Raw genomic sequence first — 17,112 nt, 5'->3', positions numbered from 1 at the left:
TGATTGATCCTACAGATGAATATCCCGCATCCCTTTCGTCGGATAGAAGATATCCATCGCTCGATGCCGAGCCCGACTGACTTGTCCAGTCAGCCAGACTCTGCAACGAATCCAGACGCAAGCTGGACATTCGCGCCTACTGCGCACACCTTCGTGCAATGAAGTTACGAAGGTACTTGGCCCCAGGAAGCCAAGCTTCCCTTGGCTCATGAGCACGTCATTCCAATCTACCCCCTTCGCCCGTATAGGGACTGGGAGCTTCGGAACCAGAACGAATACCTGAATGCCCATGCGTTCGAGACGTGCTTTCAGCACATTCGCTGATTTTTCGCCTGTCAAAGACTTGTCTTTGTCCGCCCAGATCAAAACCGTGTGAACACCATCCGGAACCTCGAAAGACTCCATCAGGGTTGCGTTCACAGTCGCCCATACTGGGATCTGGGTTCCCCGGTAGGCGGACAAAGCCGTTTCTACACCCTCCGCCACACCAAGAATGCCTTCGGTCGGATCTCCCAAGCGAATGGCTGCCCCCGTGACTGTGAGATCATCAGGAACAGGCATCATTTTCTTGGGCTCCGGCACTTTGGCTTTCTTGCCGGTCGGCGTCAGGTAGATGCGGTGAAGCGTGATCAACTGTCCTTCTTTGTCGCGAATGGCGCACACGATGGCTGGGAACTTCCCAACCTCGTTGCCATCTTCGTCGTAGTAGGACAGAGATGGATGGAACCGCAGACAATCACTCGCCTCGACCGGCTTCCAACGAAAAATCAATTCTCGATTATGGAAGTAGGCCCGCATCGGCTCAGTCAGATCGCTGGACATGGGCAAACACTCCTCCTCCCATACCCGAGCGATCTTCTCGCGGAGCTTCGCGCTGTACTCTCGTTGGCGTTCTGCGCGACGCTCCATCTCTTCTTGCAGCTCCATCAGCCAGGGCTTCGACTGCTCCCGAAGCAGAGGAATCACTTTGGATTCTTCAAGCGCGGGAGCCGGTTCAGCCTTAGCTTCTCCAGTGGGAGCTGGTTGGCCATGACCGCAAGCCGCCACCTTCTGCTGCTGACACGTTTGTTGCCGTTGCTGATCTTTCCTGGACAGTTCCTTTTCGACGCCGAGGAATTCACCGACAGCATCCAGTGCATCCTTGAAACTCCAGTTATTGAGCCACATGAGCAGCTCGAAGCCATCATGGCGTGGGCCGCAGGTATTGCATACAGCTCCGCCAGTTTCGAGGAAGTTCTTCTTGAACACGCGAAAACCGTCCTTGCCACCATGGACCGGACAGGCAACGTGGCGCCCTGGTTTTTTCAGGGCTTCTTCAGCATGAGGGGCAAGCGCCGACACAATGAAGAGCCAGTTACCAACCGCAGCGGCTCGAACTTTTTCAGCTTTGTAGTAGGACATAGTTCTCTCCTTTTGCAACGGTGCCCCGACATCGAGGCTTCCGTAAGCCTCCGGCGACAGGGGCTTAGGGAAACCCCAACACCGGGACTGCATCAGGGGAGATCTCCCCTCGGGGAGGGACTCCCCGTGGGCTGATTAGGATATGACAGCTCCTTCTCGGATACCTGCCATGTTTTCAGGAAAATAGTATCCCGAAAGATTCTGGTTATGAGAGCATGACGCGCTTATATTCCGAACTTTCGGACTACCCAAGTCGTACTTTTTATACGCCAGAGCGATTGCCTGGTCTTCAGTTTCCGCTATGGCGTATCCGTAGATAACGTCGGTGAAACCGAGACCAGACCCGAAGGCGTAGACCTTATCCTCATATGAGACTGTCAGAAAATAGATCTGAAATCCTGATTTAAGGCTGTATCGGGTGACCATCAGAGCGATCCTCCGTTTGGAGGGCGCAGTCATCCCGAACCGGGCGAATGCGCCCGGTGGGCTTCAGACGTTCATTGAGCGATGAGGGCCTCTTCCGAGGCCAGCATGATCACAACGTCCGCGTTGTAGGTCTTGATCACAACTTCTTCTGGCGTGAAGGAGTCGTCAAGGTTTGGCATGGGATAGTAGAAACGTGTCCTCTTCCAGCACTTGTTGTCCGTGATGGCTATCTTCACCTGCTGGGCACAGGTCCGCAGGAACAGACTCAGACAGCCATCGACAGAGTGTTTTCCATCCGCTAGGAACACCCGGTCGATCAGGCGTGGGGTCACGGTTACCTTGAACAGGAACCCGGCCTGATCGGAGAGATGATTCATGGCCATACGACCTTTGTTCTGAAAAGCCATGGCAGCGTTAGAAGAAACAGTCATTGCAGTCATCTGGTGAACTCCTGTTGAGGGGTACACCAGCCCCAGCGGGAACGGTATACCCGATGAGGTTAATAAGAGTATTTCAGGCCAGCTCGATACGCCAAACGATGGTAGGCGGAAATGAGTCGGCGACGCGCTTCACATTCGCATAGAGTGTGTCACTGAAGATACGTTCCAGGCGACGACCACCTTGATTGTAAATCAGCTTGAAGTCTTGAAATTTATTTTTCTTGGATGCCTCCTGATTCATATCGGAAGGCATCTCCAGCAGGAGAATGCCTCCCGCTGGGGTTATTTAATATGCTGTTTGTTTTCAGAGGCCAGCTACCTACATTCACTCTCAGTGAGAGCAAAACCTTCTTACCGTTATCCCCGAATTCAGAAATAATGGTAAGAAAGCTATGAAGAGCAGGAGGGGTGTCCCCCTCCTGATAGTCATGCTGCCTTGGTCGCCAGACGGTTTATGAATCCTTTGGCGTCTTTAACGGCGTATCTGACTAACTCTGAGCGGTACCCACCGTAGCTCTTGTCGTCAGTAGCATAAACGATCCCGTAGAGAGAGTCTTCACCTAATACCGTTTCGGTTTCCCGATCCAGCACTTCGGCCTTCAATCCCACTACGCGCTCTTCCCCGTCGAGCATGCTTGTCAAGGTGGCGAGCTTTGTGTCTTCGTCCCACCCATCCATGTCGAAGTCTCGACTGGGCATTTCTGAAAGGCGGACGATGTAGTTTTCAGTTGTAAACGCCCATACGACCACCTCTTCATAGGCCATCGCCTCCAACAGTTTATAACCCTCTTGCTCCAGGGTTTTCGATGTGTCAACGATGTCCTCTTTAAGTGCTTGGTAGAATCGTACCCATAACTCTCCCCACTCGGCCAGCATCGCTCGGTTCAACCCAGCTATACCAGTTATCTTCTCTAGCTCGTCATCCTCGTCGTCCGCAAAGACATCGACTATGGACTCCGACTCATCATTGAGATCCATGGAGTTGTAATGAGAGTAGCGATTCCCATGGCTATTCCGGGCTATCTCCAGAGCAACGCTGGTGTACTCCCGAATCACAAGCAACAGATTGTCTATGTGCTTGTACGCCATGAGGTTCCTTACCCGCTCAACGGCACTACCTTCAATCCGATTGGGAGAAAGCAGACGTTTCATGAGTTTCTCGGCCGAATCGTCGTCAATCCTCCCATAGAACGCTACGCCGTCACCTTGGCAATACCCCAGGCTGTACTCGACCGTGAAGTCTTCCGGATATCCCAGGGAAACCAGCCGATGTTGGAAATAGTCTTGAAGCATGTTGCTCATCGCGCATCTCCTCAAAATTAATTTGAGGGGCATTCCTCCCGCCAGGGGGAGTGCCCCTGACGGGTCAGATGAAATGATGCTCCCAGACTGCAACGTCTGGGAGCATTGCTTGCACAGTCAAGCTACTGCGCTAAGCGCACATATGCTTGGCAGTCTCTTCGAAACGGGGGCCAATCAACACTGCTGTTTTCAAGGCTTCATAGTTACGCGGATAGCGCGACTTGGTTACATTCCCGTTTCTGATGTCATCAGCTTCCTTCGGAGAAACAAGCTGATGTCCTTCACTGGTTTCAGCGTAGAACCACCCGGCGTAGCGCTCATAAGCGTGTCGTTGGTACTCCTCCGTTTCCATGTTCTTCCGGATAGCATCGCTCAGGGCCTCAATCACCTCCGAATCTTTAGAGATGATATTGAACACATGCGAAACCGTCAGGAAGTTGCCAAAGAAGCGTTTAGCCCCCAGCCATGGCGTGAACATCGCTTCGTTGCGGCCCGTCTTCAACAGCGGGCTGAACGGATATGCCCGATAGCAGTGGTATCGCTCAAACATCGGATCTAGAACTTCTTTGCCCAGGACATCCAGAAGGATCTGAATGCTGTCCGGAGAAGAGCCTGCCCATTTGCTCCCATTGCTGAGGATAAGGGTTTTGCCGTCAGTACGTTCCAGAGCATCTTCAAAAATAGACATAGTGCCTTCCTCAAGTTGAGGGCGCACCACTCCCCCTCGGGGGTGGTAGCCCGAGTGGGTTATTTTTCCGCCAAGTTGACCGCATTGGGGGAATCCGGTATCCGCCTTGGCCGTGCTCGTTACTCCAACCGTCAAGTCCATACGGATTATGACCGTAGGAAGAATGGCGGATCATGAGGACCTCAATCACATCTCCCACCATACGGTGAGAAACATAGTATTTATCGGCCATTAGCGTGCGAAGCATGCTCCGCTGAGCTTCTGTCATAGGTGCTGTCCTCTTCTAAAGGGCGCACCACACCCCCTCGGGGATGGTGGCCCGAGTGGGTTTCTGTTAGTTGGTAGGGGGTTAGCCGTCGTGTCCGTAGATAACGGCGGAGCCTGGCTCCAGCGCGACTACCTGAGCACTTCCACCATCTATAAGCTCCCGCATATACCCTTTCTCAGCGTCAGGGCAGTTCTTGCAGTGAAGCTCCCAGCGAAGGAGCAAGCCTTCGGTGGCTTCTACTCGGGTGTTATCCAAGCCAATAAACTCAAAGCTCCCAGTATCGACGATCATTACAATCATGTTCTTTCCACCTGGAAGGCTTGGTTAGAAATGGGTTTCGGAGATGCGATCAAAGTCCACTAAGGCTCCATCGCCGTAGCTTTCCCGGATCTCACCGGTATCGCTTACTGAAACAAAGACCGTCTTAGTCAGACCATGTGGCTTTGTTGGATAAACGATAGTGACATGCATCCCTTTGTAGTCCTCGGAAAGCGCGGTTTTCAGCGCAGCAACGGAACCGAAAGAACGGTCATTCCCGAAGTTTTTCACTTTGAGCGGGCTCGGCAGACTAGGCGTCTGCGCCTCAAAGGAAGGACTAGGCATGGTAACCTCCAATAGCACATAGGAGGTACACCAATCCCAACTGGGATCGATGCACCCCAGTTGGGTTAGATTGAATGCTGTTTCGGGCCAGCTACCACAGAACGCCAGCAACTGCCGACATTAACCAACAGAATAACCCTCATTTTTTTATTCAACAACTCTCTATTTGCCCATTTGGGTCGAATAGCCCTCTTTGTCGAAATCTTTCACATGTGAAAGAAAAAGGCCCGGCGTGAACCGGGCCTCCGCGCTCAGGTTACCGGGCCGTCACGCTCGATGACGGGTCGCCCGCATCGTCGTAACCAACCAGCTCCACCTGCGGCAGCGCGTCGTCGTAGCTGCTCTTCAGCAACGTCAGGCGGTTCGATTGCACCGATACCTGCTCGCCGTTCACCTTCCACTCGAAGGCGTCCATGTCGCCGTCCACGTCCTCGCACTCCGCATACAGCCGCCAGGAACTGTAGCCGTCATCCACGCGGATCGAGCACACCGGGGGCTGGTTCTCCGCCACGTCCACCGTCATCGTCTTGGTGACCTCCTTGCCCATCTGCGAACGGATGGTCAGGCTCACCTCATGGCGGCCCTGCTCCAGCACCGTCCGGGCGCTGTAGCCGCTGCTCTCGACCGCCTCGCCATCCACCTGGTAGAGGCGCTCCACCACCCGGTCTCGCGGATGCCCGCCCGTCACATACGGGCGCAGCCGCAGCTCCAGCGGCTCCCGGCTGTGGTCGTTCGACGCACTGTAGGTGATCGCCACCTCATACGGCGGGGCCTCGCCGATCTCCAGCGTCCCTTCGACCACGGCCACATTGCCTCGGGCATCGCTGATCGTCACCCGCACCGGGTAGGTCCCCGGCGCCGTGATCTGGAGCCCCCGCATGTCGTCCCAGCGGTCCTCGGTCACCGTGAACCCGTTTCCTTCCGGCAACTCCCAGCGGTACTGCGGCGCGTCCAGCTGGCCCCGGAACGCGATCTCGCGCACCCGTGCCGTCACCTCCGCTGGCGCCATGCTCGCGCTGCTGCGCAGGTGCAGGTTGAAGTCGGGCCACACGTATTCCCAGACCCGCGCCCGGATGTCCTGCTTCGCCTCGGTACCGGCATCGCGGTAGCCCTTCACCCAGGCCGTGTAGCCCAGCGCCATACTGCCCGCCGCCAGGTCGGCTTCGGTCGGGCTGTAGCGCAGCGTCTCGCCGTCCACGGTCTCGCCGTTCGGCAGCGTGAAGTAGCCCGCCAGCTCCACGTCCATGCCCTTGTACGGCGGGCTCAGGCGCACCTGGTAGTCGTACGCCTTGCCGGTCTCGATCACCCGTGGCCCGGTCATGAACACGCGCGGCCCCTTCACCGGACGGAAGTCCGCATACGCCCGCTCGCGGGTGTACGCATAGCGGTCGTCATCCGGGGCAGTCGCATCGCGCACCCAGGCCTCGAAGCTGAACCGTTGCGCGGTATCGCTGTGCAGGGTCAGGGTCGGCCCTTCGTGGAAGAAGGTCTCGCCCCGGTCCTGTGTCCACTTGATGACCGCGCCCTCCAGCGGCGCACCATCCGGCCCCGTCGCCGTCGCGGTGTAGCGGGCCTCGGTGCCCACGAACAGGGTCCGCGCCCCGTCGATGGTCACCTGCGGCGCGTCGTAGGCGATCACCTCCAGCGTCTCGGTGTACGACTCCGCGCCCGAGTTCACGTTGATCACCTTCGCCCGTACCCGATACTCGCCCTTCTCGTAGGTCTTGTACCAACGGAACCGATTACGGTCGTTCGCCTGATGGCTCTCCCAGCTGCTGCCGCCATCGGCGCTGACCTCCCAGATCACGTCACCGGTCGCAGCGGTATCCGCCCGGTTCTCCAGCGCCAGCTGCAACACCGTCGCGAACGGCGCCGCGCCCGACAGGCGGCGACCTTCCAAGCTGGCGTCAATCGCGCCACCGCGTAGCACCGTCAGGAACATCCGCTGACTGCTCTCGACCCGCTCGTAGCCCTCGATCGGGCTCTTCAGGCGGGCCTGGGCCACCAGGCGCACGGCCCGTTCGATACCGCTCAGGTCCAGGTTGAACTGCACCTCGCCGGTCGGCGCATCCACGTAGTCGGTCATCGGCACCACTTCGTCGAACCGCTCCTCCCGCACCAGCCGGAGCTGCCATTCGCCCATCGTGGCCGCGTCGTAAGCGGCCTCCGGCATCAGCCGGTTGCCGATACGCACCGTGACCGGCAGCGGTGCCGTGTCCAGCGCCTCGCTCACGTCCACGTCGATCTGCGGTGCGATGTCGTAACCCGGTACCGCCACGGCCCGGACCCGCTGCTCGGTGCCAACCTCCGGCAGGATGTTGTAGGCCGCCGCGATGTTGAACACCGTCTCATCCCACAGGTCCGCCGCCTCGGTCACCATGCGCCGGAACACCTTGTGGCTGACGCCATGCCCCGGCTGGAAGGTCTCGTGGGTGGTTTCCTCGCCGTCGCGGCTCATCCGCACGTCCATCGGCGTCAGCTCGCCCTCGATGATGGCGTCTCCCAGATAGCCGCCTGCCATCGGCACCATGTACAGATCGTCGGCATAGTGGTATTCCGACAGAATGCCGATCTCCGGCGCCGGGGGATCCACCGCCTCGATGGCATGGCTCTCGGTCGCCAGCGTGACGCGGGTGCCGTTGCGGGTGAAGATGCTCACGCGCCAGCGCAGCATGTGCGTCTGCTTCTCGCGCAGGGCACCGAACAGGTTCGGGCTCTCCGAGTACGGATCCTGCTGCATCCCGTCCGGGATCTCGATCCACTCGAACAGACAGGTATTACTGCGGCTGCCGATCTGGCGGTTCTGCGCCGCGTCCTGCGCCTGGAGAGCATCCAGGGTCAGGGTGCAGGCTGGCCCCAGGGTCTGCTTCATCCGCACATCGAAGTCCTGGATCACCCGGTACACCTCGGCCAGCTCACCCAGCGGCTGGTACGCCACGGCACCGAACGCCGAACTCACCGTCAGGATGTCACCACCACCGCCGACACGGATCTTGCGGCCATCGCCGCTGAACAGGTACAGGCTGTAGCTCACCGGCTGCTCGCCCAGCGCCACCGCCTGCCCTTGCAGGGAGGTCAGCTTCAGGCCTCCGGCCTCGGCCTCCACCTGCTCCGCTTCATCCGGGGTCTGCTCCCACTCCAGCAGACACACCGGGTCGCGCACCGGGTCCGCTGCACGGGCAGCGGTCTCGTCACTGGTCAGGCGGCAGACCACTCCGGCCTCCGGCGAGGCCGTAATGCTCACCGGATCGATGACCTGGCGCACCGCCCACTTCTCGGCGGACAATTTGGCTTTGCCGACCCAGGTGTTCACGTCCAGCACCAGCACCGGAGAGTTCGGTGCCGAAGTCATCACCAGCAGGTTCGAGGAGCCCTCGACCCCGGCCACCGCAGGCCGCAGCGGCAGGTTGATGCGCCCGCCCGAGCTGGCAAAGTTGTGCTGGCTCATGACGCTCATGGTCTGGCCCGGTTCGATGCGGATGCCGTTGACCACCAGCGGCACCTCCGCATCCGAGCGCAAGGTCGCGAATACATCATAGGTACCGGAGACCACGGCCCCGTCCGACAGCGTGAGCGGCTCGGTCTGGATGATCTCCCCACCGCCCTGGCGCTGGAACTCCTGCGTCACCGCAGGCACCATCAGCTTGCCGTCCATGCCGTCCGCCAGTGATACCTGGCGAGGGCTATAGTCGAACCGGACAGACGCTTTGGCCACGTTTTGCTGCGCGTCTTTTGCCTCGATAGAGAGGGTGTACGCCTCTCCCGCCTTGAGGGAAGGGAACATCACCGGATACTCCAGCTTGTACTGCGTATCTGATACGGCACGAACCGCTAAGTACACGTTGTCCGATGCAGGACCACCTTTTAGGTTGACCGTGGTAACTGTTGGCTTAGCTGTGAGTGCATCTGTCACATCGATGGTAATCTCATCCAGTGTCGCCACAGAATTCCCATTAGGGATAGTGATTGCTATTTGTGGAGGTGTCGCATCAACAGTTAAGTCCTGGATTATTCTCGTCTTTTGTTTATTGGATGAGCTCGTATTAAACCCATCCTCGACATAAGCAAAGACATCGTATATCCCGTCAGCCATAGTGTCATAGTGGAACGATGCCCAATACTCATCCTCCTCTGCACTGATTGGCTTTACAGTCTCAGAATATGGGTTAATTACTGTTTCCTGACCTGTCCCCTTGTTCAGAAAGATCAGATCCTGTGTAATCACCTTGCTTTGACTCCAGACACGCTGCTTGTAGTCATTCTTGACTCTGTAGTGTATCCACTTTACTTCCGGCGTTTTAGTCACATGCGTGATCTGTGCTGGTGAGCCGTCGTACCGCCAGACAGGAACAACCTCTCTACTCCTTAGCTGCCCGGTTTCATCAGTAACCACAAATCGTGCATGATGCACATCGACATCGTCACCTGGGAACGGCAGATTAATATCGATCAAGCAGATAGTTCCGCCTGATGGGACCTCACACTCACCGAGATAGGTATTGCCATTTCTGGAGAGATTAACGGAAAATTTCTGCACATACTGTCTAGGTTCAACTGTTAACCTGATCTTCGTAATGGCATCAGAAGTGCCGCCTGTCTGCCCTTTGCTGATGTTATAGTTGGACCCGATCCACTGCGCTAGCCCATTTATATAAGCTTCAAGCTTAACCGGTTCGGGCGGGCGAATATCATCAGTTGCAAAGTTAACAGCGAGCCGGAACAAATGGGGCCTGTAGCCTGACGGCCCATGAATGTAGGTTCTAGTGACATCTATCAGTTTCCCATCGGTAGCCCCCACAATATCAAGATAGAGATAGTCGCTGTCTGAACTGATAACTTTAGATGTATTGGCACCATGGGGAGGATAGACCCAAGCCCCGTAAATATCGGCATCTCCACCTCCGCCGTAATACTCTGAACGAGGAACTCGATAGATAACCCGTACAGGGTTGTGGTAGATATCAATTCCTGGCTGATATGCTTCAAAGCCATCCAGCCCCATGAAGCTTGTAGACTTTCCTGTATATACAGCCACTGGTTCTGGAGGCGTAGGAGGATGCTTTGTCGCAACATAGACATCCGTCGAAGCTCGGGTTTTATTACCCGCTCTATCGTAGATATCATAGTGCCAACGCATTTTACCCCAGAATAGCGGCATATACTTCCCATTGATACTTGACTGAGTATCGTTGCCGATTATTACTCTTCCATCTGAAGTTATGTTGGCAGGAACTTTATCAGCATAGACCTTTCCTGCATTCTCACCATCTAAATAAACGGAAGTGAACTCAGCTCGGTAGACCCCCGTGCCTGAGTCTGTAACGTCGGTGAATCCAGCATCGGACGCGTGAGGGAAACTCACAATCCAGTTCCCGTCTGTATTCTTCCGATGATAGTCATGCCAGGGCTTCCAGTAGAACTCACCTCCGACCTGAGGCGGTGTCACGTCAATGTCGAAGCTGAAAGTTTCAGTCTGTATCGAAGCCCCTTGCGAGGACACAATTTCTGCCTTGAGCTGGTATTCGCCTTCTGGCGGGGCAGACAACGATAACAATGCCCCATAATACTCATTGCCGCCCACTGTGATACGGTCGTTTGCCCCCAGCAGCTGACTGGTCTCGCTGCTAACCACCTGTCCAGTGGGCTCCAGGATGGAAATCCGAACTTTCCGATCAACACCTGCGCTCAAGGCGAAGAATAAGGCACCGGTTGGGTTCGCGTAAGTGGTGTAGGCGGCACTTGGCTTTAAGGTACGCTGTGTGCCCTCCGTTCCCGTGAAGGAATACTCTAGAAGATCGGCATGGGCCGCTCCCCCAGTCAGCAACGCCAGCGCTCCTGCTATGGCCATTGCTCTGCGTTTGAGTGATTTCATCGGTTTCTCCCTTGCAAGGTGGATCAATCCACCGTCAAGGCTACCGAAGAGTCACCTCAACCCACGGGCGTCCAATTGCCCTTTTAGGGCGAAAAGGCAAGGAAGTGCTAGATTGACACGTCTTCTTCACTAACAGCCTCAAGCCTGTCTTACTAGCTTGATTCTCACACCATCTGTATTTAAGCGTCCGGGCACCCCATCTTTAGCGCCTGGCGGATAGCGAAACCCCATCTCAGGTAGTGCTTGGCATAGTCGTGGCTGCCTTTCAGCAGGGTCTCGGCCGTGGCCACGGTAAGCACCGTGTCGTCGGTAAAGCGCGAAATTTTCGAGAGAGGCGGCAGGTTATGCCCTCTCAGATCAGCGTGCTCATAGATGCTACCTACGATATCGCCGGTTACGGATCCCCACATAATTCCTTCCTTGATTCGCCGAAAGGCTGGGTGCCCGCACGGTGGATGTCTGCAGCCGCAACCACTTTGATCTACCTGGCAAGAGCGACACACAGTCACATCGATGAGAGGTGATGTAAGGCGATCCGTCCTGGGCTGCGTACACATCGCTAGTTTCCTTTCGATCTGCCGGTAGCTCGAAATCTGCTGCAGAAGATGTCGCAGCGTCTTGTCACAATAGCGGGAACTAATCACATAACTCCCACAAATGTTCCATCTAATCGCTTTTGTCGTATCAGGTACCGTCTCAAAATGCTAGAAACATTGACCGCAATTAGATCTAGTGCTAGGTCTTATACTTAATGAACTACAAGGAAGTAACCGTTATGAAGAGGGTACCTTCGCTGATTTCCCTTGCGGTCATGCATGATCATCTTGGCCCTCAGCACCAATCTCACAGCCTGCAGTCTCCTTAACCCGTATGTAAATTCCTCGGAGTTGAAATTTGTCGACCCAAAGGCTCCGGATAAAGAATCGCAGCCTTGCTCGACCTTGCCCAATGATATGCAAGAGGCAGTGAATTGCGCCCATGTAGTTCAATCCAAGTATGTTGAAAACATGGGCGAGCAAGCCATGTTGTCCTCTGTGAGCGGGGTAGGACTAATCTCCCTTACGGCCTACACTGCCGGCATTGCGATTAACGATGCTCACACCACTAATGTGACCGATTTCGCCCTCGGCGCCTCAGCTATTTATGGTATGTCACAGTGGCTCTCCCAACCGGAGAGAACCAAGATATACGGCCTCGGTATTAAGGCGGTGCAGTGCGCCGTGGATGCGTCGGTCCCATTCCAGACAAACTCTGCCAACATGAAACAGTTTGACACAGATGTCAAAAACCTCCGAACACAAATCAAATATACCAGCAGGGACCTTGAAACAGTGAAAGTCCTGCTGGATAGTAATACCCAAACGGTTACAAAACTCACGGAGTTGGATAAAGCAAAGGTTACCAGTGCGAGGCAGTCCATTGACGAGGCGCGGACATCCGCCACAACTGCAGGACAACTCATCGCGTCCTACAATCATGCACCCTTTGAACTGGTGGCCACAGTGAATCGAATCAATGCCTCCGTAAATGCTGGCCTAGGTGACTCCATTCAATCCATGAGCGCGCTACCAGGTACGCTCAGCGGCATTCTGGATATGTATTCCCACTTAGAGAGCGGGTACGTAGCCCATGGCTATAGTCCAGAAGGTGAAACCAAGAATGGCGGTGCCGAAACAGAGATAAAAAAGGCGGAGATACCGCCTCGCCAAGGCATTATCCAATCTTGATAATTCCCTTAATGAACTAGCCGCTATGAGTGCCGAAGTCGAACTGGGAATTGCTACCTATACACCAAAAATTCCCAAGCAATCGGCGGAAGCATGTGGTGTAGACCTGACCAATCTACGAACGGCTATTACCTTCGTTCCTACCACAGTTACCTTCGGTAACGACAAATCTCCTTTGCTGTCAGTACAGATATCTGGCGGTTCAGGCTCTTATGTTTCCAGTTACGATGACTCAGCTCTGGAAATCAAACACGTACCACCCTTCGGCCCCACCCTCCAGATCAAGCCTAAGGATAAAGCGTCTCGTGGCACCTATAACGTGACCGTCGAGGATACGGGAGGGGGAAAAGGTATTCTGTCTGTCATTATTGATTAAGGCAACGAGTTCGGGTACTTAAGCTGTAGACCAGCTGGAGGCAGCTGTGGCGTTCTTCCAGGAGAATGGGCTACCGATACGCAAGCTTGCTTACCAAGCAGGCGAATCGACGCGCACTGTACCACAGACCAAACGTACGCCGATCTAACGCCAAAGTGGGATTAAGCTATATAACCTGAAGACCCCATGACCCAAGGTTGCCTGCAGGAGACCTCGGAACCTGCTGCAGGTGATGACATTACCGATATCCTTTCCGGATCCGACCAAATAACTCATCCACCTACTACTTCCCTCCGAAGTTCTTGGCAAAGTAGTCGATTACTTTTGAAGCCTGGGTGCCTTGACGGAGTCGCTTCTGTTCTTCAAAGTCAATCGACGGGACCATATGTATAAACTGGTGTTCGGCGTATAACGACATCACATGTTCTGGGTCCAGCAAAGCGGTACGCAGTCCAGTCAGCCCGTTTGCTGCCTCAATGGCCGCACCAATCATGACATCTGCAATCTGCACGGCGGGACTGACCTTTGAATCCACTTGTGAGACCGAGGTCAGCTTGAGCGGGAATTTAATGCTCGCAATATCGGATTGCCTAAACTCTATTTCATTCTGATGATCGATTAACCGCTGAAGTAAGGAGTGATAGTTCCGGAGGTTCTTGGACTCATCGTGTTCGATGCAATACGCTCCGTCCGACATGATCTCCGTTCGGCTTATCAGGGATTGCAGTACTACCATAGCTGCGTCTGTAGTTACTCCCGGTGTTGCGATGGCAGCTAAGCATTCCGGCGAGGCATACGCCAGCGGCCCCAAGGCTTCTGGCAGCTCTCGCCACTTCAAGCGATTGGCCGCTTCTACCAAGGCGCGTACCGAGTTATCAGACTTTACCTTCACGGCATGCTGAAACGATGCCAGTAAGGCCTCAAACTCCTCTCTTCCAAATAGACTCGGCCCAACGGTGTAGAGCAGCGAGGCTAATGAGTAATTTTGGCCATCCTCGTAAAAGTCAAAACCGCGTTCGTAGTAGAAAGGCTCTACGGCATAGTCCAAAAACATCAGAACTAACAAGTAGCGTTTATTACAAACGTAGGTCACACACTTATGCTGTGACAACACTGTACCGATTAGTTCAAGAAGAGGCTGGCGGTAGGAAGATCGCTTAACAAGCGACCGATACTTCAATTCGGCTGCCTGCAGCTTAGGAAAAAAATGCCGGATTAGATACTCAGCATCTTCATTACTGAGAGCGATGGCCGTGGCTCCCTGGAAGCGTTGTATGGGGTTGAACAGATCAAACCCCGTGTACCCGCTTTCATCGATCCGATAGCATTCCATATGAATCACCTCCGGCATTCAGGCTAGTAGCGTTCCCTTGGAACTACCAGCTACTCGGAAACTGCACCATTACCACTACATGTTGTGCTTAGTCAATCGGCGACTATCACCACATATAGTATCTGATTGTGGTTCTGGAGGTCGCGTGGTTGGGAATGACAGAAAAGGAAATCATTAATGAGCGAGAAGGAGCTGTATCGTACAGCGAGACGAGAGGATGCCGGCTGGTACGTGATCGCGTTGATCGTGATTGTTGTAGGATTCTCCATCACTGAGTTTTTAGCGCTGCCTCGATCATCCCGCCAGTGGTGTTGATTGCCTGGGTTCGTCGGGCCAGTGCTTCGCCTGCAGTTTCCTTCAGATTTCATCTCGCGATGGACACCCTTGCCGTTCGGCTAATCGTTCCCCTTGCCGGGCCGATAGCGGACTTTCACCGCCAAGTCATCATGCCGCCACCACGCGTACCGGAACAGCGCCAGTCAAGGCGCTTTGCGCCGTGCCTGGCGCACACAAAAAAGGCCCCACTCGCGGGGGCCTTTACATATCAGCTAAACAAGTCAAGGGTTACGCTACCCTCCTCGTTGGAGGGCTCCAGCTCCGCTAGAATAGCCCTGTGCTCGTCATCGCTGATGCTATGGTGCCTGACAAAGGTTCGAAGATCAGTTTCTCCGAGGTTGCTTTGCAACCGAGTCCAATACTGCGCTCTTCTGAGAATCTCATCGTAGTCCTGCGCACGCCCCTTAGCTAGCTTGACTAGACCACGATTAAGATAGAATTTTGCAGAATCACTCGGTGTTAAGCTCTTTGCTAAGTCATATAGTTCTTTATCAAATTCATCAACAAAAAGAAGCGCATCCATGCTATCTACAGTCAACTCATCTGCTTCTTCGTAATACACGATTCTGCGTTTCGAGTTGGTGTATTTGTCTCGAATCGTCCGCATTGGTGGTCGATCAGGATAGCGATTATTGTTTGTTGCTTCGAGATAAGAGTCCATCAAGCCGTCTTCATGAACTGGGGAGTCGTACTCCTCAAATTTAAACCAAAGTATTGACGGAATTTCACCTCGCTCGAAGGGCTCGATATCCGGAATCGGATACCGTTTTCCGAGGACACGAATTTCGTACCACTCGGCTAATGCACTAAACGCATGGTCTGTTCCGAATGACATTGACCAGGCAAAGTCGATGGCCACAAGCATTTTGGGAGTGATAAACTGAAACATCGGACCGCATAATGTTCGGTTATCCTCTGTATCAGCAATCTCACCTGTGGTGAAACGCCCGTCATGCTCTAGCGCACGTTCCTCCTCTTCAATATCCAGCGTGAGCAAGTAACGGAGCAGATCACGTCGCATCGTTGCCGAATATGCCGTCGCCGTCACAGCGATGTATCCCGCAGGGGAAGCTCTACGCCCTAACCAATCGCGACGGGACATATCCCACCTTGTTTTAATCAAGAAATCCCTTAAAACATTGAGACCATTCAGGTATCGATATTTCTTAGGATCAGTTTCGATCATTGCCGTTAAGCTACGATCCTTCTCTCCTGTCACGGTGCAAAATACGCAGCCAAATCTCGCACCACAAGAAGCTTTATTCCCCCCATCTCCGGTTATCACGGCGCACATTCCGTCATTGGCATCTCGATAAAGATCCAAACACCAGTTAAAGTTCTCGACAAATGTCTGTATGACGCCTCCCCTATTTTTGTCGCAGGCCATAAGCAGCATCCATACATCGTCCACTTCCCAATCCGCAATAATAGCTTGGCTCAGACTACCATCGTCATTCACTGTGACTTTGGTGGCACTGTCTCCACGCTCACGCATAGCGTTACCACGAGATCTGGATTCTGAGAATCGGGTTCCAACCAGTGTTACCAAATCCCCAGGATTTTGAAAGGTCTTCAGCAATTGCTTAACAGCTTTCCTTTGTGGTTTGATTTTCCAATCGACGCTGCACGAGCGCTGGGCTCCGACAAAGACCGGCAATTTGCCGCGACCAATCGTTGCATATTGAAACGACCCCGAAAGAGAGGGCTGTACCTTCACGGCTTTTACCGGGAGTTGATATCGCGCTGCAAACATATCAAGCTCAGTCATCATTGCCTCAGCGTAAATATCGAGCGCGGGGTTTTCAATGCCAGTATTAGCATGTGACACAAACATGGTTTGCGAATGCGATCCACGTTCAACACGCCGCTTTAATGCCTCAAGGACCAGGACCAGAACAGCGGATGAGTCTTTGCCGAAGCTACACGCAACCTGAATGGTTCTGTTCTGCTCGAACAAAGCATCGATCTGGGCAATGGCCTTTTCAGCTTTCTCGATGATCTCTGAAAAGCGTCCAGCATTTGTTCTGGGCGCTGCGGAAACAGCGATCATGTTCATAATAGCCTCCAGTACTCAGGAGGAGGCTAGCCCCTATCAGGGGACAGGCCCCCGGTAGGGTTAGTATGGAATGCTGTTTGTTTGTGGCGGCCAGCTACCGCACATAAGCGCCAATGGCACTTTCCGAAAAAGCCTCTCCTGATTAGGCTTTTTGGAAAGCGGGGGATCTCCCCCAGCGCTTTTGGTATCAAGTAGTGTCCCAGAAAGCGGCAAGCTCTCTAGGGTTGGTTGTGCATCAAGTTGAAAAACTCAATGGCATCCTCGCTATCACCCAGTTTGATATG

Annotated in this window: 15 protein-coding genes and 1 pseudogene; 3 read left to right on the top strand and 13 right to left on the bottom strand. The window is 54.4% G+C overall.

The genetic code is table 11. The annotated features are described in order from the left end of the window. Nucleotides 1-9: 9 nt before the first annotated feature. The 11 genes and pseudogenes from ACFQDL_RS30900 to ACFQDL_RS30850 all read right to left on the bottom strand — a co-directional run bounded on the left by ACFQDL_RS30900 (nt 10) and on the right by ACFQDL_RS30850 (nt 11,410). Nucleotides 10-1,401, bottom strand: a complete 1,392-nt coding sequence (locus ACFQDL_RS30900) for a DUF7146 domain-containing protein (RefSeq protein WP_379913574.1) — start codon at nt 1,399-1,401, stop codon at nt 10-12. Nucleotides 1,402-1,536: 135 nt separating this feature from the next. Continuing rightward, nucleotides 1,537-1,827 carry a hypothetical protein gene (locus ACFQDL_RS30895; protein ID WP_379913572.1) on the bottom strand — a complete coding sequence of 97 codons (291 nt, stop codon included), beginning with the start codon at nt 1,825-1,827 and terminating at the stop codon, nt 1,537-1,539. Between the two features lie 71 nt (nt 1,828-1,898). After that, the gene (locus ACFQDL_RS30890) at nt 1,899-2,267 is read right to left on the bottom strand and encodes a hypothetical protein (RefSeq protein WP_379913570.1); all 369 of its coding nucleotides are present in this window, start codon (nt 2,265-2,267) and stop codon (nt 1,899-1,901) included. A gap of 73 nt (nt 2,268-2,340) precedes the next feature. Further along, nucleotides 2,341-2,508 carry a hypothetical protein gene (locus tag ACFQDL_RS30885; protein WP_379913568.1) on the bottom strand — a complete coding sequence of 56 codons (168 nt, stop codon included), beginning with the start codon at nt 2,506-2,508 and terminating at the stop codon, nt 2,341-2,343. A 185-nt stretch (nt 2,509-2,693) separates the two neighbouring features. Next, the gene (locus ACFQDL_RS30880; RefSeq protein ID WP_379913566.1) at nt 2,694-3,569 is read right to left on the bottom strand and encodes an NgrC; all 876 of its coding nucleotides are present in this window, start codon (nt 3,567-3,569) and stop codon (nt 2,694-2,696) included. Between the two features lie 130 nt (nt 3,570-3,699). Then, nucleotides 3,700-4,257 carry a pyruvate dehydrogenase gene (locus ACFQDL_RS30875; RefSeq protein ID WP_379913564.1) on the bottom strand — a complete coding sequence of 186 codons (558 nt, stop codon included), beginning with the start codon at nt 4,255-4,257 and terminating at the stop codon, nt 3,700-3,702. Between the two features lie 349 nt (nt 4,258-4,606). Next, nucleotides 4,607-4,825 (bottom strand): hypothetical protein, encoded by a 219-nt coding sequence (locus ACFQDL_RS30870; RefSeq protein ID WP_379913563.1) that lies wholly within the window; start codon nt 4,823-4,825, stop codon nt 4,607-4,609. A 24-nt stretch (nt 4,826-4,849) separates the two neighbouring features. Then, on the bottom strand, nt 4,850-5,128 hold the full coding sequence (locus ACFQDL_RS30865; RefSeq protein ID WP_379913561.1) for a hypothetical protein: 279 nt from the start codon (nt 5,126-5,128) through the stop codon (nt 4,850-4,852). Nucleotides 5,129-5,384: 256 nt separating this feature from the next. After that, nucleotides 5,385-8,783: a hypothetical protein gene (locus tag ACFQDL_RS30860; RefSeq protein ID WP_379914212.1), complete on the bottom strand. Its 3,399-nt coding sequence runs from the start codon at nt 8,781-8,783 to the stop codon at nt 5,385-5,387. A gap of 9 nt (nt 8,784-8,792) precedes the next feature. Further along, a pseudogene (locus ACFQDL_RS30855) lies at nt 8,793-10,976 on the bottom strand (Ig-like domain-containing protein); the annotation flags it as partial. Nucleotides 10,977-11,179: 203 nt separating this feature from the next. Then, complete coding sequence (locus tag ACFQDL_RS30850; RefSeq protein ID WP_379913559.1) at nt 11,180-11,410, bottom strand: hypothetical protein; 231 nt, start codon at nt 11,408-11,410, stop codon at nt 11,180-11,182. 477 nt (nt 11,411-11,887) lie between these two features. Between ACFQDL_RS30850 and ACFQDL_RS30845 the strand changes: the two genes are divergently transcribed. Further along, nucleotides 11,888-12,727: a hypothetical protein gene (locus ACFQDL_RS30845; protein WP_379913557.1), complete on the top strand. Its 840-nt coding sequence runs from the start codon at nt 11,888-11,890 to the stop codon at nt 12,725-12,727. Nucleotides 12,728-12,752: 25 nt separating this feature from the next. After that, nucleotides 12,753-13,103: a hypothetical protein gene (locus ACFQDL_RS30840; RefSeq protein ID WP_379913555.1), complete on the top strand. Its 351-nt coding sequence runs from the start codon at nt 12,753-12,755 to the stop codon at nt 13,101-13,103. 283 nt (nt 13,104-13,386) lie between these two features. Here the strand turns inward: ACFQDL_RS30840 and ACFQDL_RS30835 are convergent, their stop codons facing one another. Beyond that, nucleotides 13,387-14,436, bottom strand: a complete 1,050-nt coding sequence (locus ACFQDL_RS30835) for a hypothetical protein (RefSeq protein ID WP_379913553.1) — start codon at nt 14,434-14,436, stop codon at nt 13,387-13,389. Between the two features lie 177 nt (nt 14,437-14,613). Between ACFQDL_RS30835 and ACFQDL_RS30830 the strand changes: the two genes are divergently transcribed. Further along, complete coding sequence (locus ACFQDL_RS30830) at nt 14,614-14,751, top strand: hypothetical protein (RefSeq protein ID WP_379913551.1); 138 nt, start codon at nt 14,614-14,616, stop codon at nt 14,749-14,751. A 229-nt stretch (nt 14,752-14,980) separates the two neighbouring features. On the opposite strand, the gene ACFQDL_RS30825 is transcribed toward ACFQDL_RS30830, so the two are convergent. Next, nucleotides 14,981-16,828, bottom strand: coding sequence for a phosphoadenosine phosphosulfate reductase domain-containing protein (locus ACFQDL_RS30825; protein ID WP_379913550.1), 1,848 nt, complete (start codon nt 16,826-16,828; stop codon nt 14,981-14,983). Nucleotides 16,829-17,112 lie beyond the last annotated feature (284 nt).

It is taken from the genome of Marinobacterium aestuariivivens (assembly GCF_042661465.1).
Classification (GTDB): Bacteria; Pseudomonadota; Gammaproteobacteria; order Pseudomonadales; family Balneatricaceae; genus Marinobacterium_A; species Marinobacterium_A aestuariivivens.
Note: the sequence above shows the minus strand (reverse complement) of the source record. Positions and strands in the feature narration are given on the sequence as shown.